The organism is Saccharococcus sp. Marseille-Q5394, assembly GCF_946901335.1.
Taxonomy (GTDB): domain Bacteria; phylum Bacillota; class Bacilli; order Bacillales_A; family Planococcaceae; genus Sporosarcina; species Sporosarcina luteola_C.
In genome coordinates, this window is the sequence record NZ_CAMPPQ010000002.1 from 974,026 (window position 1) to 996,335 (window position 22,310).

Genomic DNA, 22,310 nt, shown 5'->3' on the forward strand with positions numbered 1-22,310 from the left:
TAAGGAGAAGACAAATGCAAAAACTAACGAAGATATCCGATCGACTTTATTATTTACCGCCTGTTCAAGTAACGGACCGCCCGATACTAGGGGCGATTGTCGGGGAAGAAAAGACAGTGCTCATTGACTCCGGTAATTCCTCACAGCACGCCAAGCTTTTTATACAACAGCTAGAGGAAATTGGAATCAGTGCGGATCTACTCATCCTCACCCATTGGCATTGGGACCATGTCTTTGGCATGCGTGAAATTGCCGTACCGAGTATTTCCTGTAAGGAGACCTACGGAAATATTCAAGAAATGCAGTCTCTATCCTGGGAAGACGAAGACTTGGATCAACGAGTAGAGGAAGGGACGGAAATCCCGTTTTGTGCAGACGCAATCAAGGAGGAATTCGGTTCTGAGCGGGATATCCAAATTCAGCTTCCTACGATTGTCTTCGAAAATCGAATGACAGTACATGTAGGTGGAGTGACTTGTGAAATTGAACACATCGGCGGCGACCATTCAAGCGATTCATGCATTGTGTTCATTCCGGAAGAAAAGGCACTGTTTTTAGGGGATTGCCTCTATGCGAATCTGTACGCGGAAAAGTGGAATTATACGGTGGGAAAAATACTGAAGCTCGTTCAGCAATTAGAAAAATACGATGCAGAAATTTACTTCCTCTCCCATCATCCAGCACCTTTAACGAAAGAAGAATTCAACTCGTTTTTGCAGCTGCTGAAAAATGCAGCCCTGCTCACCCAAAAGCATGAAGGGAGCGAAGAAGCCGTCCGCAAAGAAATGGCCAGCACCCTGCAACGAGAATTAAACGAAGACGAAATCGAAACAATCGGCTTCTTCATCAACGGATGGTGAATTGTGTGAGAATTGTGTGGGTGCCTGTGCAAGATACATTTATGACTATTTAACATTATGGATAAATATAATGCAGAATTATTATTTGACGTGGCAAAGACAGTGTTTCCGTTGTCAGTTTATTCAATTGTAGTTAATAAACTGATTAGTGTGCTGCACAGGCACCGCTATTAACTTTTATCTGTCGGTTTCCTGGAAATCGATTTTGATGATGTTGCCGGTATTTGTGGTGAAGGTGATGTTGATAATAACCCCGAATTCGCGCTGGTCGTCTTTTAACCATAACTTGAACTTTTCAATGGTTGTATCGTCTTTTGTTTCACTCCCGATATGCAAGTAGTCGACAATATTTGCGTCGGGGTATTTTTGTTTTGTCTCTTTGACTGCCAGTGCTCCCCATTTGGCGTATGCGGGTGTTTGTTGGTGCTGCTGCGTAGGGATAGTTAAATCTGCTACCGATGCATGAACTGACATGATTAATCCAAGCGTTACAAGTAAATTTTTCATGAAGTTTCAACTCCTTCTTCGGCTGATGCTGTTAGGATGAGTCATTTGCTTGGATTCATTCTGTTCGTGCACGAATAACTGATTTGCAGATTGTGAGAATAGGAGTTGTGGCAATGAAAAGGCTAGTCATACTAACTGTTGGCAAAACGCATAGCGGAAAAACTACATTTGCAAAGGCTTTGGAACAAAAGCTAACTAACTCCATTGTGATGGATCAAGATAACCATGGGGCATTTATTAATACATACTACAAGTCCTTACAACCGAAGACAGGACCGAATACGCTGAAGCACGCAATCTCCCGGCTAATTGTTGATTATGCGAAAGAGCATAGCGACTGCCATCTCATTATTTGCAATTCAAATCGAAGCCGGAAAGGTCGCGCATATTTGCTTGAACAGTTCTTTACTGGAAATGAATTCCATCGAGTCATCGTCCACTTTGACCTGCCGGATGCTGTACTTCAATCGCGCATTGCGAACAGTCAACGTGATACGGGGATCTTCAGAAGCGCGTCCAATTTCGAAGAAGTACTCGTTCGGCAAAACGTCGATTCGCTTAAGGAAGACGTCGTAGATCCAGTTGAGGGAGAAGGAGATCAGTTATTCGTAATTAAAAACAGTGATGAAGTTGAGGATGTTATCCAGAGAATTGTTAGGATGGCAAAACATATCCGCTAGTCACCGGCCAAGTATAGTTCCTTTGCGAACGGGAATCGTAAGGCCACTATATCCAAATGGAGGACTGGCAATGAAAAACGATAACTGGCCTGGGAAATTGACATCATGAAGTATTTATTGCTTGTCGGCGCGTTTATCTTAGCAGCGGGAACTTTCGGGAACCCTAGCAATGCTATGTTCCAAGACTCAACAATGAAAAATGCTGTGATAAATGAAGCCCTTTATCAGGAGATCAAATCTTACAGTGAGCAGCATGAAATCAAACCAATCGATGCCAAGGTGGATAGGGTCTGGAAGGCGATGCCGGGGTATAATGGGTTGATTGTAGACGTCGACGCCAGTTATGACAAGATGAAGACAGCTGGGAAGTTCGACGAGACAAAGCTCGTTTTTAAAGAAGTTCCTCCCTCTGTTCATTTGGATGATTTGGATCCTCAGCCAATCTTCAGGGGGAATCCTGACAAGCCGATGGTTTCTCTTCTTATTAATGTGGCGTGGGGAGATGAATATATCCCCACTATCCTTAACATCCTGAATGATCAACAAGTGAAAGCAACTTTTTTCTTCGACGGCAGTTGGACGAAGAAGAATCCCGATCTGGCATTGATGATTTATAATGATGGTCATGAAATCGGCAACCATGCGTATAGTCATCCTGATCTTCAAAAACGTTCCAGGACCGAGACGATGGAAGAAATCTCAAAGACAAATGATGTCATTGAGCAAACAATCGGCTTCAAGCCCAAATGGTTTGGACCGCCTAGTGGAAGCTTCAATCAACAAACGATTGATGTCGCACATGAACTTAATATGAAAATGATATTATGGACGGTCGACACGGTAGATTGGAAAAAACCCGAACCCTCTGAAATGGTGCAGCGCGTCGTATCAAAAGTGGAGAACGGCTCAATGATCCTGATGCATCCAACCGACCCTGTCGCTAAAGGGCTAGGGGCAATGATAGCTGATATTAAAGCGAAAGGGCTTCGACTCGGAACAGTGAGCGATCTTATGAGCGAAAACCGAATTGATTAAATAGAACGCCCGGCATCTGATGAAATATCATCAAATGCCGGGCGTACATTCTTACTGGATAAGGCTGATTTTATGTTATTCTTTCGTCTTCCAAGTTCCTCCACAGATGATGTGCTTCCCGCGCGATATGCTCCAGCAAATCAGGTGGAGAAGTTGTAGCAATTGCACATTTTTTAATGAGTGCGTCAAGTTCCAATTTGAATTCTTCCAGGCTTTTCGCTTCTTGAATGATCATTTCCTTGAAATGCGTCAAAATTGGAATCGTTTCATTGCGCGGTCTGCGTATCATTGTTCGGAGTGCAGTCGCTTGCATGTAAAGCCGCTCGAATTTTTGCATCATCTTCGTCACTTCAAAGTTCACTTCGTAATTCGATACGTCCGAGTAATGTCGTATATAACCGAGATGATCCGCCATTTGTCGCAGCCAAAAGACGGTTTCATGAATGATAGCATCTGCCGGGGAAACTTGGCCTCCGCTTTCCATCAGCTTATACACCCGTTGAGATTCTTCGGATTCGCGCACCATATGGTCTAGGAGTGATACTGGCGTAGAAATTATAACATCGCAGTGTAGTGATTTATCCATAGTATACGCGAGCAAGCTATGGAATTCCCGTGTGGCATGTTGTGCTTCGTCAATCAAGGTGCCAAGATCGCCTGTTTTCGATTCCGCTTTCTGCCAAATTCTACCTAACCGCTGAATGTTATTTAGGTTGGCACGAGCCAATTCAGTTTCGTAATGACTAATTTCCCTGTCGAAAAATCGGCCGTGGTCATAATCGTTCCGTAACCAAAAAGCGATAATCCCGTAGGCATCCCTTTCATAGTTATCCGTATAACCCAAAACCCCACTCCATTCCATGTATTCTCCTTACAGTTTGCCGACCCCTTGAATCAATTACTCACATTCCTCCCGTCTATTCATAGTCACCAATTAGATTGTATTCGCCATTCAACTCCTATATGACAAATCCGTGTATGTCCTACAAAGATGCTGCTTGTTCTATATAACGAACATAGATTCATTAAGGTGCTAAAAACATGAATTTGGGACTGTTCCAGAAACGCCAGAAAAATGGTAAACTGGATAGGTTCTACTTTTATGAAGGAAGTGTTTTGAAATGATCGGACGTAATGATCCTTGTCTTTGTGGCAGCGGGAAGAAATATAAGAAATGTTGTCAGTCGAAAAATGCAGTTTCCATTGAAACTGTTCAACAAGATGAACTGGAACGTGCATTGCAGACTTTCTACGACGAGTATCCAGAGCGGAAGGATATCCCTGAATATTTGAAGCTGGCGAATGAATGGAAACAGTCGTTAGGCACTTACATGCCCGAAGAAATGATTGAGGCGATTGCGATGGATGAGTTCTTTTTCAACCATCGATCTGATATTTGGTTAGGGTATTTGGACAAACAGAAGAAAAAGCTATTGCGGCCATCTGTATTACGAGTGGTTGAGACGTGGCAAAACCCGCGATCGTTCATCGGGGAAGTTATCGAAGTGGATGATACATATATAACGGTACAAATGATTTTTAATGATGAAATAATCAAGCTTCGCAGGGAGAGTGAAAAGCCGGTACCTGTTGGGGTCCACTTGTTCTGCTTCGTGTTGCCTGACGGTACGGATGATAAAAATCACTATTTGGCTGTATCAAGCTTACTCTTTTTCCCAACGGACCATACGAATGCAATTCAGGAATTCGCAAAAAGGTTTTCATCTGAAGAAGCACTTTCGGTTTCAACTTTCCTGAAAGAAAATGCATTGGATTTCTGGAAATGCCTTGGTGACGATGGGTATGAAGGCGGCGAATTCACCAATTTCGAAGCTGGCGTTCTGTTATCTGCAATTGAATTTTTGGAAAAGCACAATCGAGACCCGAAAGAGCTGCTAGATGTAGTTGAAGACTTTTTAGTGGAGCAGCAGCCCAATGCACGGAAGGAAATGGCGATTGCCGCAGGCGCAATTCGTTTCGGACAAGATAATTCATTTTTTGAACCGATTTCCATGCCATTGAAGGAAATCGCTGAATGGTTTGAAGTTTCTCCTTCATCCATGAATAAATACTCCAAAGACCTCGAGGCTTATTACACAGCCAAAGTTACAAATTGAATAGAGCTATTGTCCATCTGTTGCTTGTTTAAGCGGCAGGTGGATTTCTTAACTCTATCTTTATTATCGGAATATTGGTAGAATTTATTCATTCAATGAAAAGGGGATGGGAAAAATGGCATGGCCGACGCATATTGTAGCTTGTGGAGGGCTTGTTGAAGACAGGGAAGGCAACATGTTAATCGTGAAAACTGAACACGGCGGATGGGTATTTCCAGGTGGGCAGGTTGAAGTCGGGGAGAATTTGATGGATGGCGTAATCCGGGAAGTGAAAGAGGAGAGCGGCATCGATGTGGAAGTGAGCCACTTGATTGGCGTGTATACAAATTCAGCCATTTATAAATGGTATGACGGAGTGACCGACGTCCCGACAAAAATAATGTTCGACTTTGCCTGCAAGCCGGTTGGCGGAGAGCTTTGCACATCGGACGAGACGTCGGATTGCAAGTGGGTTCCTAAGGATGAAGTGCTTGCGTATATTACGCAGCCCGCAATCCGAGCCCGTATTGATGAGTATTTTAAGTTTGACGGGAATGTGGAGTATCAAGAATATGTCACACATCCTGGATTTGACGTGAAAATGAGCAGGAAGATGTAGGGTGAAAACTCCATGCTAGTGCAGTTATGCGTGATTACTGCGATTTATGAGCTTTTAATCATGTTTATGCGTGCATTCATGGATTTATGCGTGAATCCTCGAGTTTATGCGCAATTACGTGACTTTATGCGTGAATGGAAGATTTTATGCGCATCTGCAAGAATGGCACTCTACACTATAGACGAAAGTACGAGTTTGCCAGATTTCATTTACAAGTAAAAATTCTTCGTCTATACTAATGGCAACATAAAAACCAACTACATACCGATTCTGCACTAGGGGTGCCCACTATTGGCTGAGATGCGAGCAAGAGCTCCGATCCCTTACGACCCGATCAGGATAATACCTGCGTGGGGAAGTGTAGTGGCTTTCCGATTGTTTCATATTGGAGAAGTGCTACATCTTCCGGGATGTAGTTTTTTTTATGAAAATTTTTCGGGAGGTCGAAGGAAATGGAATGTGGATTAAGTCCAATCGTCGGATTTCGTTTTTCGTTATATCCGATGGCAGATGATTTTGTAAGTGTAATTAAAGGAGCGCTTGAATTAACAGATACGTCGAATGTTTGGATGCATACAGACGATGTCTCTACCGTCATTCGCGGCAAGCAGATTCATGTCTTTAACGTTGCGAAGGCGATTGCGTTGCATGCCGCGAAAACCGGCAAGCATATTGCATTGTCCGGGACGTTTTCGGCAGGGTGCCCGGGTGATACGGCGGGCGACGCGTATTTGGAAAAAGGCGAGAACATCGCGAATACAGATGCTACGAAGCAATATGTGTCATCTCAATTTGCGCTGTATCCGATGAATAATCCGTCGTATATGGACATCATTTATCGCGAAGTGGATAGGGCGAAGGAGCAGGGTGTCTTTAATGAATCGATGCATTATGCGAGCGGCATCCATGGGGATATCCATGATGTGTTTGCATTTTATGAAGAGGCTTTCAGCAATGTGCGTTCTGAAGAGCACAAGCATCTGGTCATGACGGTTTCGATGAGCATCAACAGTCCGTCGCACGGAGGACTGTAACATGCTTAAGTCGTGGAAGTTGAAAGAGGTTGTCCTCATGTCGCTGTTTTCTGTCGTGTTCGGGATTGTCTATTTGTTGTTTTTGCACGTAGGGAATATTTGGGCCGGGTTCATAGGCCCAATCGCTTATGAATGGATTTTTGGCATTTGGTTCATCGTGTCGATCATTTGCATGTATATTATCCGGAAACCTGGGGCTGCGGTCATTTCGGAAACGATTGCAGCTGCCATCGAGGTGCTATTAGGAAATGCGGTCGGTCCGCGTTTGATTCTCGCAGGTATTATTCAAGGGCTAGGGGCCGAGGCGGCTTTCGCCGCAACGCGCTATCGGCGATTTGATATATGGGTGCTAATGCTGGCGGGTGTCGGCGCCTCGGTATTCAGCTTCATTTATGGTTATTTCCTAGGTGGATTCACGGTGTTCAGCACAGGTTATGTGCTGCTCATGCTCGGTATCCGGATTGCCAGCGGCGCGGTCATAGCGGGCATTGGGGGCAAGGCGGTCGTCGATGGACTGCTCGCTACGGGATCACTCCGAGGCTATCCGATTACGCGTGCGAAAAAAGGTGAGGCGCGTGCGTGAAGTGATCCGGTTCGATAATGTAAGTTTCCGTTATCCCGACGAGGAGGAATGGATTCTTGAAGATCTTTCATTCTCCGTGGCAAGAGGGGAAAGGGTTGTCATAACGGGGCCCAGCGGGAGCGGAAAAACGACATTGCTTTATTTATGCAACCGGCTGTACCCGGAAAACTGCGATGGCATCGTAAAGGGTTCCGTTACTTTATTTGATAAAGAAAGCCAGAACTATTCGCCGGGTGAAGTGAATCACCGGATTGCGACCGTTTTCCAAGATCCGGATGCACAGTTCTGCATGATGACGGTCGAAGAGGAGCTTGCCTTCACGCTTGAAAACTTGAATGTGGAGCGGGAGGAAATGGATGGACGGATTAAAGACGTATTGGATTTGACAGGATTGACCAAGTTCCGTCATTCCGTCATCCAACAGCTATCCGGAGGGCAAAAGCAGCGGATTGCGACAGCATGTGCATTGATCATGGAGCCGGAAATCCTACTGCTCGATGAACCGATCTCCCATTTAGATCCGTATACCGCAAAGCAGTTCATTAGTTGGCTGGATGAGCTTCAACAGGAACAGTCTCTGACAATCTTGGCGATTGAGCATCGGCTCGATTTATGGGGAGGTTTTTTCGATCGTGAAATTCAGCTGGAGCGAATAAATGACGTGAATCCAATGAGCAAAAGGATCAGCAGCAAACAGGAAGGTCAGTCATTGGAAGTGGCAAACGTCGGCACGGAGTCATTTCTAAAAGACGTTTCATTCTCATTGAACCGGGGAGAAGTTACAATTCTGGCCGGACCGAATGGGAGCGGCAAATCGACGTTGCTGAAAGCATTATGCAATTTGATTCCTGCAAGTGGAACTGTGCGCCCTTCACATTTAGGATATGTCCCTCAATCACCGGAATTCTTATTCGTTACGAAAACGGTACGGGATGAGATTGCTTTCGGCGGCGGGGCGGATGCAGAAGAATTGCTATCTCGTTTGCACTTGGCGGCGGTTGCAGAGGCCCATCCGTTTGCCGTGAGCCATGGACAGAAGAGACGAGTGGCGATCGCTGCAATGCTGTGCGATGGCAGGGAAATCATTTTGATGGATGAACCGACATCGGGGCAAGACGCCGCATCCATGGTGGAGCTGTTCGGGTTGATTGACGAGCGGGCAAGGGAAGGGACGACCTTCCTGATTGTCACACATGATATGGAGTTTGCGTTTCATGTGGCGGATTCGGCTTTATTAATGCAAGATGGTGCTTTGACTGGGAAGTTTGATGCTGCTCTAGTATGGCGTGATGAAGAGCTGCTGGCGGACCATCATCTGCTTCAGCCAAAGGGGTGGGTGGAACATGAAGTCTGCTTTGCATAATATGAATCCTGCTGCAAAGTTCATTGTCGTCACGATTTGCATGTTGACGATGGCATTCTTCTTCAATCCATGGACGCCCTTGCTCATGTGGATCGGAGTGCTGCTCATCCAGCTGTTGTTCAGCAGGATTGATTGGAAGCTATGGATTCTGCTCATGATTCCCTTTCTCATCATGGCGTTCGGGTATTTTTGGACGACACTCGTCTTTGCAGAAGACAAGTCAGGGCCTGTCGTTCTATCGATTTGGTCGATTAACATCACGGAAGTCCAGTTGAATCACGCATTGTCATTAAGTTTTCGTGTCTTGGCGTTCTCTGGCTTATCACTATTATTCGCATTGACGACAAATCCCGTTTCATTCATTTTAAGTCTCATGCAGCAAATGAAGCTGTCGCCGAAAATTGCGTATAGCATATTGGTTGGGTATCAGTTTTTACCTGTCTTGAAGGATGAGTTTGTTCAGATCCAGCAAGCCCATCGTCTCCGAGGAGCGATGCAAGAGGAAAATGCACTCCGCCGACTGTTGCATATGCGGAAAATCCTTCTACCGATGCTGGCGGGGGCTGTCCGGAAAGCGGAAAGGGCCGCATTTGCAATGGAGGCAAGAGGCTTTACAGGTGAGAAAAGGAACAGCTTTTACAAAGTCGTCCGTGTCGGCAAGGTGGACGGGTATATGGTTAGCCTCTTCATGCTGCTCCTCGTTCTAAGCTGTACAAGTGTTTTGTATATCAATTAGCGTTGAGGGTCCCATTTGGAGTGGGACCCTTTTGCCGATTACTTCCATATGGTATAGTCGTTTGTAGAGAATAAAGATGATTCAGAAACCGGTTTTGGTAAAGGGGAAATGAAGTCATGATTGATGTAAGGGAATTGAAATTGGAGAAAGATAGACGTGTGATTATCACGTCGGATATTCATGCAAACTTACCGCTGTTTCAAGAATTGCTTGAGAAAGTGAACTATACGAAGGAAGATTATTTATTCATCAATGGGGATCTTTGCGAAAAAGGTCCGGATAGCCTTTCGACGGTGGCATTTGCGAGAAAGCTGAGCGTAGAATCTGATCGCGTCTTTATTACAAAAGGAAATTGTGATGTCGTCCACGATTATGTATTCAATCATGTGGAAGGCATCAAAAATTATATGGAGCAGCGGAAGCACTCCATTTTGAATGAAATGCTCGACCTCCACGGAAAGTCGCTGGACGAATTTGCGACGCTCCAGGAACTTGGCGAATTTTATAGGAGTCATTTTGGTGAGGTGCTTGCCTGGCTGGACCAACTTCCCATCGCCTATGAAACAGACGATTTCATCATCATTCACGCAGGTATAGAGGATATTCCGGTTTGGAAGGAAACAAGCCGCAAATATGCTTTATATGCCCAGGCATTTTATGAGAAAGGGCATCAGGCGGATAAGACGGTTATCGCAGGGCATTGGCCTGTCGTCAATTATCGGGCAAATGCAGTCAGCTCGAACTGTCCGCTAATCGATTTAGAGAAAAGAGTGATTGCCATAGATGGCGGCAATCAAATAAAAGAGGATGGGCAGTTGAACGCTATACTCATTGAAGGGGAAGACATCAGTTATACATACGTTGATGGATTGAATGAAAAAACAATTATACGGGATCATGTGGATGAAAGGGGGCGTGTCGGAACGGTCACCTATCCAAACTATGAATTGCGCCTCCTAAAGGAAGAGGAGTTCTTTACTTTGTGTGAGAATACAAACCTTGGCATTGAACAATGGATAAAAAATGAGTTCATTCATGAGGGCCGCTGTAAAAATGACTTGAGCACGACGTTTTTATCCGTCGAAAAAGGGGAAACTGTCTCGATTGTAGATGACCGCCACGATGGATATGCATTAGTGAAGTCGAGCAGCGGCGAAGTAGGGTGGATTCCGAAGGATTGTTTACTGTAATTCGAAAAGCTTCGAAGGCAGACGCCTGTCGAAGCTTTTTGGTGTGGGTCGAAGGTCACAAAATGACGATAAAGTTGTGAAAATGACCGATAACTTCCGGGAAATGATCGATAACTCACCCAGATTGAACGATAAAACTAGGGAAATGACCGATAACCATCAGGAATTGACCGATAACTTTCCACGGACCATGGGGAACAACTCCAAGAGCGAAAACGTCAAGCTCTGTAAGCAGAAAACTGAGTGAAAAGGAGGAGCTATGTGGTTAATTAGTACATATGTCATTAATATGCTCGGGTATATGATTGTTGCAATACCAATATATGTCATTGTCCGAATCATCATCATTAAAATAAGAAAGCAGCCCTTCAATAAATCACATGAACTGCTTCTTGCCGTATTCATCCTCTACTTAGTCGGCCTTGCCTCCCAAACGATTATTCCGAGGTGGAGTATGGGGGTGGATGGAAATACGGGTGAGTTCTATTTTCATGTTTACATGTTTGACAAGTTATCGAGCGTCAATATGATTCCATTCCGGACAATCATGAATTACTTTCAAGCCAATGAGTATGTGAGTGGTTGGAGCAGCGTATCACTCGTGAATCTTCTCGGCAACTTGTTCGTTTTTTCTCCCATTGGATTTTTCATTCCATTGCTATGGAGTAGGATGCGCTCGTTCGGTAAAATCGCCTTTATTGGGTTAGGTGTCACTTGCTTCATTGAAGGCACCCAATATTTCATCGGCCGTAGCACGGATATTGACGACATTATTTTGAATACGATCGGCGTCGTTATTGGATATTTTATCTTTCTCATTTGGAAAGTAGTTGCATCGCAAAAGAATTAGTTGACCTAAAATGATCGATTTGTTATGATAAATACAACTTTCAGAAAGCAGGTGATGTTTTATGGCTACAATCAATAAGGCTATTGCACAATTGATCGGCACCATACATTCACCTGCCATGCCTTCGTAATAGGCATGTTTCTTCTGTTATGCGCGTGAAAGCATGGTGTCCGATCCCGGAACCATGCTTTTTTCTATGACGTCTAGCTTCGGGCGCCAGAGTCTCGGGGTCATAAGTCAAAGCTGCTTTGTGGCAAAGAACGCCACAATGCATCTTTGCCTTATGCCTGAGGCCGGCAGGATGCCGGTCATGCAGTCGTTGCCGCAGGACGCGGCGCACTTAGACTGTAAACCACTCCGCAGGCGCCCTGCGCTTTTGTCTAGCACATAATAGGAGGAAAAACATTGATTAATTTAAACGAATACGGTTGGAATGAATTCCATCAAGATAATATGAAAACGATAGTAGAAGAAGTGAAAGTGGACAAATGTGTTCCAGGACGTGTAACGCTTGAACATAAACGGATGTACCGGGTAATGACGGCAGAAGGGGAGTGGCTCTCCGTCTGCTCGGGCGCATTTCAACATGCGGCCCATGAACGAAGGGATTATCCGGCAGTCGGGGATTGGGTAGTCGTCGAAAGGATGCCTGGGGAAGAGCGCGGCATTATCCACGCCATACTACCAAGGACTTCGCTATTCTCAAGAAAATCTGCGGGGTCGACAATTTCCGAACAGATTATTGCAGTGAATGTCGACATTGTTTTCCTCGTCATGTCGATGAATCACGACTTCAATGCAAGACGATTGGAACGGTACCTCGTTGCTGCCTATGATTCTGGTGCGACGCCGGTTGTCGTCCTGACGAAAATGGATGTTAGCGACGACCCCGATCATTATTTAGAGATGGCAAGGGCTATCGCATTCGGCACGGATGTTTTCCCGGTGAGCAATACGACTGGGGAAGGCATCGATCAGATTACGGATATGTTGACTAACGGCAAAACGGCAGCATTATTAGGTTCTTCCGGCGTTGGAAAATCATCGCTCGTCAATTCGATTTGCGGTGAAGGGAAGATGGCGGTGCAAGACATCCGGGAAGATGACGCAAAAGGTCGACATACGACGACCCACCGTGAGCTCATCAAAATTCCGACAGGAGGCGTGCTCATCGACACGCCGGGAATGCGAGAATTCCAATTGTGGAATGAAAGTGAAAGCCTCGATTCCGGATTCAAGGATATTGAGGAACTTTCAGCTGCATGCAAATTCGGCGATTGCGGACATGAAAGTGAGCCGGGCTGCGCCATCCGTAATGCACTCGAAACTGGAGAGTTGTCGGCTGAACGTTATGGAAACTACGTTAAACTCCAGAGAGAAATCGCATTCCTCGACCGGAAAATGGACCGCCAAGCACAAGCGGCCGAAAGGGACAAATGGAAGAAGATAACGAAGGGAATGCGGAAGCATCCATCTAAAAAGAAATGAACTGTAGTGGCAGGGGCAAAGGTGAAAAACCTTAGCCCCTGTTTTTTTTGATTAAAGCGCTAAAAGAATACTATTTGCTTAATGGGACATTCTACAGATGAAATCTTTACTTAAAGATTGGGGAGTCGTAGATGGAGTCAATCTGGTTGGAGTATGCCTGGACGCTGTTAATTCTAATAGGATTGGAAGCGTTATTATCGGCTGACAATGCGCTCGTACTTGCAGTCATTGCGAAACATTTACCGGAGGAAGAGAAAAAGAGAGCGATCAATTACGGAATCATTATGGCCTTCGTTTTTAGATTTGCTGCACTTTTTGCGATTTCTTTTATTGCGAATGTCTGGCAGATACAAGCAATAGGAGCCGCCTACCTTCTTTATTTAGGATTAAAGCATGTCATCAAGGCCCGTTTCGGGAAAGAAAATAAAAACATTCACAAGGACGATGAGAAGGAATCGGCTGGGAAAGGTTTTTGGCCAACGGTAGGGAAAATTGCATTAGCCGACCTCGCATTTGCAATCGATTCGATATTGGCTGCAGTTGCACTTGCCCTCGGACTTCCAGATTCCCCACTCGGCGATATTGGCGGCATGGATGGAGGGCAATTTATCGTCGTTGTTATTGGCGGTGTTGCTGGCCTTGTCCTCATCAAGTTTGCTGCAACCTGGTTTGTGAAGCTTCTCGACAAACGTCCGGCATTAGAAACAACAGCCTATGCAATTGTAGCCTGGGTTGGTGTCAAATTAGCCATCATCACCCTTGCCCATAAGGATATCGGTATCTTAGACCATGATTTCCCTCACAGTACTGTTTGGACCGTGATTTTTTATGGAGTATTAGTAGCGATTGCACTGATCGGTTGGTTTGCTCCTAGCAATAAATCCGGGAGCGACTAGGGAAGGATGCTTTGAGTTAAATGAGCGGGAGAACATCACTTGATGTCTCCCTTTTTTCATTCGCAAAAAAGTTCCTTCATGACAAAAGTCATCTCAAGACATGACAGAGCGTACTGAAAAAAACGCCACCTCCCATCTATGATAGGAATAAGGGGAGTGTGAGCATATGGAAACAGTTGTCGATATTAAAAATCTATCAAAAGAATTCAAAGGGAAAAAAGCGGTGGAGAACGTCTCGTTCACTATTCAATCCGGTGAAGTAGTTGCCATTCTTGGGCCGAATGGGGCGGGAAAAAGCACAACGATCCTTATGATGCTCGGATTGCTTCATCCGACTTCGGGTGAGGTTTCGCTTTTCAATCAACCGCCTCAACGTCAAATGGTGCGGGAAAGGATAGGGGTAATGCTCCAGCAAGTGAGCCTAATGGATGCGCTGAAGGTGAAAGAGGTGCTTGCTCTGTTCAGAAGTTATTATCCGAACCCGTTGACGATGGAAGAGATGATCAGGTTGACCGGTTTGCAGGAAAGTGAATTGAACAAGCGGACGGAGAAGCTTTCAGGCGGACAAAAGCGACGTGTCAACTTTGCGCTCGCAATGGCAGGAAATCCCGATCTCGTATTTTTTGATGAACCGACAGTCGGGATGGACAGTACGGCGCGGAAAGAATTTTGGGCAAGAGTCCGGCAGCTAGCAGGCGAAGGGAAAACGATATTATTCTCCACCCATTATTTGCAAGAGGCCGATGATGTGGCGACGCGCATCCTGTTATTCAACGAAGGAAAATTGATTGCGGATGGATGTCCTTCAACAATCAAACAGCGACTGCTGAAGAAGACGATTTCTTTCAAGACGGACAGTTCATTCCCGAAAGAAAAGTTTCTTGCAATGAATCATGTATCCGATATTTACGAGGAAAGTGGGAGAACCGCTATTCAAACGGAGGACACAGATCGCGTACTATCCTCTCTCTTCACTGAAGGAATAGCAGTTTCAGATATATCCATCGATAAAGGAAGACTGGAAGATGCCTTCGAGCAGTTGACCGTCGAACAGGGGGTATCGTGAATGAAGATGCTAATAAATGAATGCAAAATTGAAATGATCCGGATCTTCCGTAATCCGTATTTCGTCTTTTGGTCATTACTAATGCCGATCTTGTTTTATTTCATTTTCACGAAAGTCGTCAACACGGGGATGGATGATCAAGATTTGTGGAACAAGCATTTCCTTATGTCCATCGCAATATTTAGTGTAATGGGAAGCGCGATCATGACGCTCGGTATCCGGATGGTGCAGGAGAGGAATGAAGGGTGGACGACGTGGATCAAAGTCACGCCTCTGCCAAGTTCAAGCTATTTCATTTCAAAGATGATCGGCCAATCGGCAGTCCATCTGTTCTCGATTGCCGTCATTTTCATAGCAGGGATTATCCTGAACGGCGTGTCAATGACATTTGTGGAATGGTTATCGAGTGCGGCTTGGATAATGGTCGGTTCCTATCCGTTTCTTGCATTAGGCGTTCTAGTAGGCACAATGAAACGTGTGGACACGGCTTCGGGAGTCAGCAATATTATTTATTTAGCTTTGGCGATCACAGGCGGATTGTGGATGCCGATGGAAATTCTGCCGAAGACGATACAGCTGATTGGCTCTTGGCTGCCGGCATATCATTATGGGAATGGCGCATGGGGCATTATTCGCGGACAATTCCCTGAATTCAAAAGTATTGCGATTTTAACGGCTTATCTGTTTGTATTCATGGTATTATCAATCTATATAAGAAGGAGACAGGAAGCGGTGTAAGCATGAAAAACTTTAGGTTGTTTCCGAAAAGGTTTGGCTTCATCCCCCATATATTTTTAGTCTATCTCGTAATACCGCTCTATCAAGTGAACAATGAAGTAGGCGTGAAAGCGGTAATCGGCTATGGCCTGTTACTGCTTTTTTTCATCTCCTACCGGCAGTGCTATCAGCCGATCCGTTTAAGGGAATTTTATGCATGGTTGTCGATCCAAGTGGCTGTCACGATTGCCTTTGTAGTTTTTAATGATCCGTACAGCATTTTTTTAGCTTTTTACACTTCCAACTTCATTGGTTGGATTAACGATAAAAAGCAGTTCAAAGGCACATGGATAGTATTTGCCAGTATCATTTTAGTTTGTGCCGGTTGGATATTGTTTCAACATGGAATTTCAAGCTTCACTAGCCTCCTGCCTTTTTTGGTTGTCATCATTCTCTCTCCATACGGCATCCGGCATATGAATGAACGAATGGAATTGAAGAACCAATTGAATGAGGCGAATGAACAGATAAAGACGTTGATCAAACAGGAGGAGCGGGTGCGTATTGCCCGTGATCTGCATGATACATTGGGGCATACATTATCACTCATCACCCTGCAAAGCCAAGTCATCCAAAGGGTTGCGAGTGATCCTGAAAAGGTGAAGATGGAGGCTAAGGGGATAGAGCAGACTTCCCGTTCTGCGCTTCAGCAAGTCCGAGAGCTTGTGTCGGATATGCGGGTCAGTACGATAGAGGAAGAGCTAGCACATATGGAGCAAATCCTCGGAGCCGCCACTATCGAATTCCAATGCAATGCAATGGATATGCCCACGGAGCTATCACCGCTTCAGCAAAATATTGCGGGGATGTGCTTGCGTGAAGCTTCGACAAATATCGTGAAACATAGCAAGGCGTCTGCATGCTCGGTCACTGTGAAAAAAGATACGGCGGGACTCATCATCCGGATCCACGATAATGGAACCGGCATTGCAGATCGTCCGTGGGGCAATGGGTTGAAGGGGATGTCCGAGCGCCTTTCATTAATAGAAGGGGAAATGGAAGTGGAGTCCGAGTTGGGGACAGCCATCACGATTTCGATTCCAATTGTCGTGAAGACGAAGGAAGGGGCGATTGCCTTATGATTCGGATTGTCATTGCTGAAGATCAGCGAATTTTGAGAGGGGCTTTAGGCACTCTCCTTGATTTTGAGGAAGATATGGAGGTGGTCGGCCAAGCCGAAAATGGGGAGCAGGCATTGCGGCTGGCCCGGGATTTACGTCCGGATGTTTGTATTTTGGATATTGAAATGCCGTTGAAAAGCGGTCTTGAGGTTGCAGATGAATTAAAGGAAAGCGGCTCTTCATGCAAGGTGATCATACTGACGACATTTGCACGGCCGGGTTTTTTCGAACGGGCGATTAAAGCGAAGGTGCATGGCTATCTCTTGAAGGATGGCTCAATCGATGATTTGGCGGCTGCTATTCGAAGTGTCATGCAGGGGAAGAGGGAATTTGCAGCTGAACTTATCATGAATTCGTATAATGATGGCAATCCGTTGACTGAACGGGAAAGGGAAGTGTTGAAATTATCTGCGGATGGGATGACAGCGAAAGAAATCGGAGCTGCACTTTATTTATCTCCTGGGACGGTGCGGAATTACATGTCTGAAATTCTTCAGAAGGTGGAAGCGAAAAACAAAGTGGAGGCAATATCCATCTGTCGGGAGAAAGGGTGGATTTGAGTTTTCTCGGGATTGACATTATAGGCAATAGGTCATGAAATGGTGATAACTTTCAGGATTCGATAGATAACTTTCAATGTTCAATAGATAATTTTTGATATTCAATAGATATCTTTTGTTATTCAATAGATAAACCACAGGATTCAATAGATAACTAAAAACGGGCTGCAACTATCGACGATTATTCGTCGAGTCCGCAGCCCGCTTCACTTTTTACTTATTGCTTAACTGTTCTTCTGCTTCAACACTTTCTTCAACCGTCGCGTCATCAGTTCCTTCAGCCTTGTCCACTCCATTCACTTGGCCGACATTGATGAACAATTTTCCGTCTGCAAGCTTCCTTCTTTCATTTCCAAACCCATCTACAACTTTCACTTCGATGCGTGCTCCATCTGCCGTGACGCCCAGTGGAACAGTCCAGTAGCCGACGTAATGGCCAAGGGATGTCTCGCTCATCGGCAATTCAGTCGCGTTTGTCACATCACTTCCCCCTACATTCGTAAGCGGCATGTGGATGACGTAAGTTGCTTTCAAACCTGGTTCGCTGTCGAATTCAAATTTAACGGACTTTCCGGTTACTAAATGGACGTCCTCTTTCGGTGTCAAATTCGAAATTTCAGGTGCCGTATATTTTGCGGTGACAGAAACGGTTTGAATCGTTTCGTTGCCCGCAGCATCTGTAGCGATTACAGTAATGGTATTTACACCATCATCCAATAGGATCCGTTTGGAGTAAGTGCCATTTTCGGAAACAGTGGCTTGTTGGCCATTCACAGTCACCGATTTAAGATGGTCGTCCGTGACCGTACCTTCCACCGTGACGGTTTCACGGTTCGTTGTTTCACCATTCTTCGGGTTCGTTATCGTCAATTCCGGTTTCCTCGTGTCAAGTATCACTGTCACAGGGCTTGAAGTACCTGTCTTGCGGCCATCTAATAGAGACACGGCGGTAAATTCGTTATCTCCCTCTGTCAGAACTGTTTGGAATGAGAACTTTCCATCATTTCCGATGACAACCGAATCCACTTCTTCACCATTGTTCTGTAAAGAAATTGTCGTTGTCGGTGTAGCAGTACCTTCAATGACGATGTTTTCATCATTCGTAACGGTGCCAGTTTCAGGTGAAGTGATCATCGGTTCAAATACTTCGAAGCTGACACGTGCCCGGATCATGTAGTTCCCTTCAGCGGCAGGTGCAGGTGACCAAGAGCCGACGAACTGGTAGCTTCTTTTCGCATTCGTTCCGTTTTCATCCGTTGCAAGTCCTGGTGCATATGGATTCCCTTGCGACTGGATATACACCATATAGAAGTCGCCGTTCACGACGATATTATGCTCTGTCAGATCAACGACAGTCCATTCGCCATTCCGTTTCGCCTGTGCGTCGATCGGTCCAGCGATCTTTTGTCCAGGAGCCCCGTCTGCACCAGTTGCATCCCAGACTTCAACTGCAAATGCAGTTCCGCCCGGTACAGGCCATTCAGTATCCCAGAAGCGGAAAACACCTTCTGTTACAATACCTGAATCATTGCCTTCAGGAAGAGACATTTTGACGCCCCAACCATTTCCTGCATCGTAAAACGCACGTGCATTTTCAGCAGTTCCATCGTCGTATCCGATTTCACCGCCAGGATACGTAAAGAACGGTTCAAGCGCGAAATCAAATGACGTTTGTCCGCCGATTGTAATAGTTGCCTCTTGACCATGATATCCACGTGCCACCACTTTCAGCGTATAATCGCCTTCATATGCAGTGATTGTGAAATGTCCTGCAGCGTCGGTTTGGACAGGGGAGATGTTCGCATCTTCCACTAGAAGCAATGTCGCTCCTGCAATCGGCTCACCAGTTGATTGGTCTGTTACTGTTCCACTTATTGTGGCCTGGGGCATTTCTTCCAATGTGAAATTCGCGATTGACGTTTCATCTGCATTGATTGTTACGGTCTGAGCCTTAGATTGGTATCCGTACGCTTCCGCTTTTGCCGTAAAAGTTCCCGCACCGTGCGTCATCGTATACGAACCGTCCGCAGGATTCGTATAGACCGATCGATCCGTTTCGAGAATATTCACTTGTGCACCTAATGGCAGAAGGACAGGCGCAGCTTTATCGTCTTCAACAGGAGGTGCCGGTTCTTCTTTCGGCATTACGGGCTTAATCGTCTTAGGATCGACAGGTGTTTCAAGTGCTTCTTTCCCTTTTTCAATAATAAGATCTGGATTTTTGCCTTTTCCAGGTTTTAAAGCTTGAGGGCTAGTTTGAACATTGTTTTCAAACAATTTGTTTTTAGGAGTAAGCGAGATTGTACCAGTTTGTGATTGATCGCTTAAAGCGACATCGTCAATATACCAGCCCTCTCTAACTACGCTTCCATCGGAGAACGCATTGAATCCGATATAGACACGTTGGCCGCTATATGCGGACAGGTCCACTTCTGCATTAATCCAAGCATTTGAAGCTCCTTGGATCATAAGCAATTGCGTCCAATTCTCCATATCCGTGGAAATGAACACATGTCCATAATCCCAAGCTCTTCCGGAAGAGGACTGCTCAAAATTATGCCATTGCTTAAACTGCAAATAGGATGCGCCTTCTGGAAGATCAACCGGCGGCATGACAAGCGTGGCATTCATGCTGCTCTCATACATTCCGGCTAAATTCGTGGCGTATACTTTCTCTCCTGAGGCCGCATTTCCAGGACCAGAAGTCGGTTTACCCCATTCCCAGCTGTTTTTATTCCCGAACGAAGTCCATCCTACTGGCGACTGTTCAAAGTTCTCGAAGTAGCCGACTGTGATTCCCGGTTTGACGAGGACTGTAAATTCTTCGCTCGATACTTCATTGTTGCCAAAATCATTAATGACCCATTTGTAAGTGAATGCATTTCCGGAAATGACGTCGCCCGAAATTGTAACACCGAATTCACCCGATAGGTAGTCTCCGGATTTTCTCTCAGCTTTCATTGAACTCCATTGTCCGTCCGCATTTACATATTGCAGTGTCACGGAAGAAATGCTTATATTATCCGTCACGTTAATGCGTAGATCCAAGTCCATTCCCGCATACGTTTCCGTTGGCGCTGAGTGCTCGAATGTAGGCGGTTCGTTATCATCGCCTTGCTTCGTCACCTGACCTTCAAGCTTTCCGAGCCCGCTTGCGATGGATGAAACAGCCGCATACGCATCGACTAGACCGTGCCCATACCCATGGTTCGGGGTAGTCGGGTATACATTATCCGTCAACGGAGTCGCTGTAGCCAACAGCACCTGTTCCATTTCCTCGACTGAAATTGTAGCGTTCACTTGCCGGAGTAACGCAGCAACGCCTGAAACAGCAGGGCCAGCCATTGATGTGCCATTCCAGCCGCCTTCATAGCCGCTTCCAGGAACAGAAGAGCGGATGTTGACACCCGGTGCGGAAATGTCAGGTTTTATTTGATTGTAAGGGGAAGGTCCTCGAAGAGAGAAACTTGCCACTTTATTATTGATATCTGTTGCGCCTGTTGCAAAGGATTCCGGATAGTTCGCAGGGGCGGCAACCGATCCAGGACCTCCGGGGTTCGTTAGTGTCGTGTTGCCTGCGGAGAATTCAGGGAAGATTTCCGCGGCGCGCCAGTTCCTGACGACATCCCGGTACCATTCATCAAGGCCTGCACCGCCGCCCCAAGAATTATTGACAACGTCTGGAGCCAGGTCAACCCGCGCATTCCCGTTTGCATCAGTTGGAGCAAGAATCCATTGTGCGGCTGCCAATAAATCGCGGTCCGTTCCCCCGCTAGCAGTGAATGCCTTCACGGCAATCCACTTTGCGCCAGGAGCGACTCCAATCTGGTTATTCCCGCTCGGTTCGCTTCCGACCATCGTGCCGGTTACATGTGTACCGTGTCCATGATCATCATAAGGGGTTGTCCTTCCAGCCGTAGCATCGAACCAGTTGTAGTCATGGTTCACATCGCCGGTTCCCGGGTTGTACCCCCGGTATTTCTGTTTCAAGGCTGGGTGATCCCATTGCGCGCCTGTATCGATGCTTGCAACGACTGTACCCGACCCATCAATCCCCATTTCCCAAGCTTGTGGCGCATTGACACGCTCAACATTCCACTCGACATTCGCCAGTTGCGATTTGGGGGCTTCAGAGTTTTCAACTACTGTAGTTTGTAGTTGGCGCGTTTCATTCGGCAGAACCTTTTCCACTTCTGCGAATGTCCCAACTGCTTGTGCGATTTCCTTTGTCGCCGTTACCGCCATTCCATTGACGATATAGTAGGATGTGATGTCTTTTGCTTTGCCGGCTTTCACTTGCTGTTCAAGATACTGCATGACGTTTTGCTGCGATTCTAGGGAGGTCAATCGTAACTCGGAGACGACAGCCGATCTAGTCAGCATTACTGATTGCTTTCCGGAAAGGTTTGCCTGGCTTGCCTGTTTCCTTGCTGTAGCCGCCACTTGCTCCGTGTCGGCCTGATCCTTGAATTTAATTAGAAAAGTGACCATGCTCTCATCTTTAAAGCTTTCGAGCAATCGATTGCTGACTTTCTCTTTGGCTATCTCATTCGAATCTCGCAACGAGTGATGCAACTGTTTGTTCATTCCCGTGCTTGCCGCCAGTGCAGGTGTCATTAATGAAAACACCATCAGGATCGTTGCTGCAATGCTGAAGTATCTCATCCGTCTACGCTTCCTCAATTCCATTCCTCCTTTTTAGTTTCGACCGTCCCTTCTCCGAACCATCAAAAAAACACCATTCGCCCCCTTTCTCAATTGTTAAGGATCTTTGGTGTCGGAATCTCCGTATCTGGCTGTCTAGTAATATTATACAATTATTAAATTTGAAATAAATACTAAATCATCT

20 protein-coding genes and 1 riboswitch are annotated in these 22,310 nt (G+C 45.8%); of the genes, 17 read left to right on the top strand and 3 right to left on the bottom strand.

Going from position 1 to position 22,310, the window contains the following annotated elements:
- Window positions 1-14 precede the first annotated feature (14 nt).
- A complete protein-coding gene (locus tag OC538_RS15440; protein ID WP_262177125.1) occupies window positions 15-860 on the top strand; it encodes an MBL fold metallo-hydrolase in 846 nt (281 codons plus the stop codon).
- Between the two features lie 177 nt (window positions 861-1,037).
- Here OC538_RS15440 and OC538_RS15445 read toward each other — a convergent pair whose 3' ends face one another.
- Window positions 1,038-1,367, bottom strand: coding sequence for a YqzG/YhdC family protein (locus tag OC538_RS15445; RefSeq protein WP_262177128.1), 330 nt, complete (start codon window positions 1,365-1,367; stop codon window positions 1,038-1,040).
- Window positions 1,368-1,480: 113 nt separating this feature from the next.
- Here OC538_RS15445 and OC538_RS15450 point away from each other — a divergent pair, with 113 nt between their 5' ends.
- Both OC538_RS15450 and OC538_RS15455 read left to right on the top strand, forming a co-directional pair.
- Window positions 1,481-2,047 (top strand): ATP-binding protein, encoded by a 567-nt coding sequence (locus OC538_RS15450; RefSeq protein ID WP_262177131.1) that lies wholly within the window; start codon window positions 1,481-1,483, stop codon window positions 2,045-2,047.
- A 105-nt stretch (window positions 2,048-2,152) separates the two neighbouring features.
- Window positions 2,153-3,082: a polysaccharide deacetylase family protein gene (locus OC538_RS15455; RefSeq protein ID WP_262177134.1), complete on the top strand. Its 930-nt coding sequence runs from the start codon at window positions 2,153-2,155 to the stop codon at window positions 3,080-3,082.
- Window positions 3,083-3,152: 70 nt separating this feature from the next.
- Here OC538_RS15455 and OC538_RS15460 read toward each other — a convergent pair whose 3' ends face one another.
- Window positions 3,153-3,944 carry a DUF2935 domain-containing protein gene (locus OC538_RS15460; RefSeq protein ID WP_251696507.1) on the bottom strand — a complete coding sequence of 264 codons (792 nt, stop codon included), beginning with the start codon at window positions 3,942-3,944 and terminating at the stop codon, window positions 3,153-3,155.
- 259 nt (window positions 3,945-4,203) lie between these two features.
- Here OC538_RS15460 and OC538_RS15465 point away from each other — a divergent pair, with 259 nt between their 5' ends.
- From OC538_RS15465 to OC538_RS15530, 14 genes are all read left to right on the top strand, one after another.
- Entirely contained in the window at window positions 4,204-5,199 is a 996-nt protein-coding gene (locus OC538_RS15465; protein WP_262177137.1) for a YecA family protein, read from the top strand.
- Between the two features lie 115 nt (window positions 5,200-5,314).
- The gene (locus OC538_RS15470) at window positions 5,315-5,797 is read left to right on the top strand and encodes an NUDIX hydrolase (protein ID WP_262177140.1); all 483 of its coding nucleotides are present in this window, start codon (window positions 5,315-5,317) and stop codon (window positions 5,795-5,797) included.
- A 267-nt stretch (window positions 5,798-6,064) separates the two neighbouring features.
- Window positions 6,065-6,171, top strand: a riboswitch (TPP riboswitch).
- Window positions 6,172-6,249: 78 nt separating this feature from the next.
- Window positions 6,250-6,831, top strand: coding sequence for a Ykof family thiamine-binding protein (locus OC538_RS15475; protein ID WP_262177142.1), 582 nt, complete (start codon window positions 6,250-6,252; stop codon window positions 6,829-6,831).
- A gap of 1 nt (window position 6,832) precedes the next feature.
- Complete coding sequence (locus tag OC538_RS15480; protein WP_262177144.1) at window positions 6,833-7,414, top strand: ECF transporter S component; 582 nt, start codon at window positions 6,833-6,835, stop codon at window positions 7,412-7,414.
- Window positions 7,407-8,777 carry an ABC transporter ATP-binding protein gene (locus tag OC538_RS15485; RefSeq protein WP_262177146.1) on the top strand — a complete coding sequence of 457 codons (1,371 nt, stop codon included), beginning with the start codon at window positions 7,407-7,409 and terminating at the stop codon, window positions 8,775-8,777. Before OC538_RS15480 ends, OC538_RS15485 begins: the two co-directional genes overlap by 8 nt.
- A complete protein-coding gene (locus OC538_RS15490) occupies window positions 8,758-9,513 on the top strand; it encodes an energy-coupling factor transporter transmembrane component T family protein (protein ID WP_262177148.1) in 756 nt (251 codons plus the stop codon). Before OC538_RS15485 ends, OC538_RS15490 begins: the two co-directional genes overlap by 20 nt.
- 116 nt (window positions 9,514-9,629) lie before the next feature.
- Window positions 9,630-10,703 carry a metallophosphoesterase gene (locus OC538_RS15495; protein WP_262177151.1) on the top strand — a complete coding sequence of 358 codons (1,074 nt, stop codon included), beginning with the start codon at window positions 9,630-9,632 and terminating at the stop codon, window positions 10,701-10,703.
- 259 nt (window positions 10,704-10,962) lie between these two features.
- Window positions 10,963-11,553 carry a VanZ family protein gene (locus OC538_RS15500; RefSeq protein WP_262177153.1) on the top strand — a complete coding sequence of 197 codons (591 nt, stop codon included), beginning with the start codon at window positions 10,963-10,965 and terminating at the stop codon, window positions 11,551-11,553.
- Between the two features lie 408 nt (window positions 11,554-11,961).
- Window positions 11,962-13,041 (top strand): ribosome small subunit-dependent GTPase A, encoded by a 1,080-nt coding sequence (rsgA, locus tag OC538_RS15505; RefSeq protein WP_262177827.1) that lies wholly within the window; start codon window positions 11,962-11,964, stop codon window positions 13,039-13,041.
- Window positions 13,042-13,172: 131 nt separating this feature from the next.
- On the top strand, window positions 13,173-13,937 hold the full coding sequence (locus tag OC538_RS15510) for a TerC family protein (RefSeq protein ID WP_262177156.1): 765 nt from the start codon (window positions 13,173-13,175) through the stop codon (window positions 13,935-13,937).
- Between the two features lie 166 nt (window positions 13,938-14,103).
- Entirely contained in the window at window positions 14,104-15,003 is a 900-nt protein-coding gene (locus OC538_RS15515; RefSeq protein WP_262177159.1) for an ABC transporter ATP-binding protein, read from the top strand.
- On the top strand, window positions 15,004-15,741 hold the full coding sequence (locus OC538_RS15520) for an ABC transporter permease (RefSeq protein ID WP_262177162.1): 738 nt from the start codon (window positions 15,004-15,006) through the stop codon (window positions 15,739-15,741).
- 2 nt (window positions 15,742-15,743) lie between these two features.
- A complete protein-coding gene (locus OC538_RS15525) occupies window positions 15,744-16,862 on the top strand; it encodes a sensor histidine kinase (protein ID WP_262177165.1) in 1,119 nt (372 codons plus the stop codon).
- Window positions 16,859-17,461, top strand: a complete 603-nt coding sequence (locus tag OC538_RS15530) for a response regulator transcription factor (RefSeq protein ID WP_251696482.1) — start codon at window positions 16,859-16,861, stop codon at window positions 17,459-17,461. Before OC538_RS15525 ends, OC538_RS15530 begins: the two co-directional genes overlap by 4 nt.
- A 213-nt stretch (window positions 17,462-17,674) precedes the next feature.
- Here OC538_RS15530 and OC538_RS15535 read toward each other — a convergent pair whose 3' ends face one another.
- On the bottom strand, window positions 17,675-22,150 hold the full coding sequence (locus OC538_RS15535; protein ID WP_262177169.1) for a S8 family peptidase: 4,476 nt from the start codon (window positions 22,148-22,150) through the stop codon (window positions 17,675-17,677).
- Between the last annotated feature and the right edge of the window lie 160 nt (window positions 22,151-22,310).

Coding starts and splice junctions, on each gene's coding strand:
- OC538_RS15440 (WP_262177125.1), top strand. CDS start 15: ATGCAAAAACTAACGAAGATATCCGATCGACTTTATTATTTACCGCCT.
- OC538_RS15445 (WP_262177128.1), bottom strand. CDS start 1,367: ATGAAAAATTTACTTGTAACGCTTGGATTAATCATGTCAGTTCATGCA.
- OC538_RS15450 (WP_262177131.1), top strand. CDS start 1,481: ATGAAAAGGCTAGTCATACTAACTGTTGGCAAAACGCATAGCGGAAAA.
- OC538_RS15455 (WP_262177134.1), top strand. CDS start 2,153: ATGAAGTATTTATTGCTTGTCGGCGCGTTTATCTTAGCAGCGGGAACT.
- OC538_RS15460 (WP_251696507.1), bottom strand. CDS start 3,944: ATGGAATGGAGTGGGGTTTTGGGTTATACGGATAACTATGAAAGGGAT.
- OC538_RS15465 (WP_262177137.1), top strand. CDS start 4,204: ATGATCGGACGTAATGATCCTTGTCTTTGTGGCAGCGGGAAGAAATAT.
- OC538_RS15470 (WP_262177140.1), top strand. CDS start 5,315: ATGGCATGGCCGACGCATATTGTAGCTTGTGGAGGGCTTGTTGAAGAC.
- OC538_RS15475 (WP_262177142.1), top strand. CDS start 6,250: ATGGAATGTGGATTAAGTCCAATCGTCGGATTTCGTTTTTCGTTATAT.
- OC538_RS15480 (WP_262177144.1), top strand. CDS start 6,833: ATGCTTAAGTCGTGGAAGTTGAAAGAGGTTGTCCTCATGTCGCTGTTT.
- OC538_RS15490 (WP_262177148.1), top strand. CDS start 8,758: ATGAAGTCTGCTTTGCATAATATGAATCCTGCTGCAAAGTTCATTGTC.
- OC538_RS15495 (WP_262177151.1), top strand. CDS start 9,630: ATGATTGATGTAAGGGAATTGAAATTGGAGAAAGATAGACGTGTGATT.
- OC538_RS15500 (WP_262177153.1), top strand. CDS start 10,963: ATGTGGTTAATTAGTACATATGTCATTAATATGCTCGGGTATATGATT.
- OC538_RS15510 (WP_262177156.1), top strand. CDS start 13,173: ATGGAGTCAATCTGGTTGGAGTATGCCTGGACGCTGTTAATTCTAATA.
- OC538_RS15515 (WP_262177159.1), top strand. CDS start 14,104: ATGGAAACAGTTGTCGATATTAAAAATCTATCAAAAGAATTCAAAGGG.
- OC538_RS15520 (WP_262177162.1), top strand. CDS start 15,004: ATGAAGATGCTAATAAATGAATGCAAAATTGAAATGATCCGGATCTTC.
- OC538_RS15525 (WP_262177165.1), top strand. CDS start 15,744: ATGAAAAACTTTAGGTTGTTTCCGAAAAGGTTTGGCTTCATCCCCCAT.
- OC538_RS15530 (WP_251696482.1), top strand. CDS start 16,859: ATGATTCGGATTGTCATTGCTGAAGATCAGCGAATTTTGAGAGGGGCT.
- OC538_RS15535 (WP_262177169.1), bottom strand. CDS start 22,150: ATGGAATTGAGGAAGCGTAGACGGATGAGATACTTCAGCATTGCAGCA.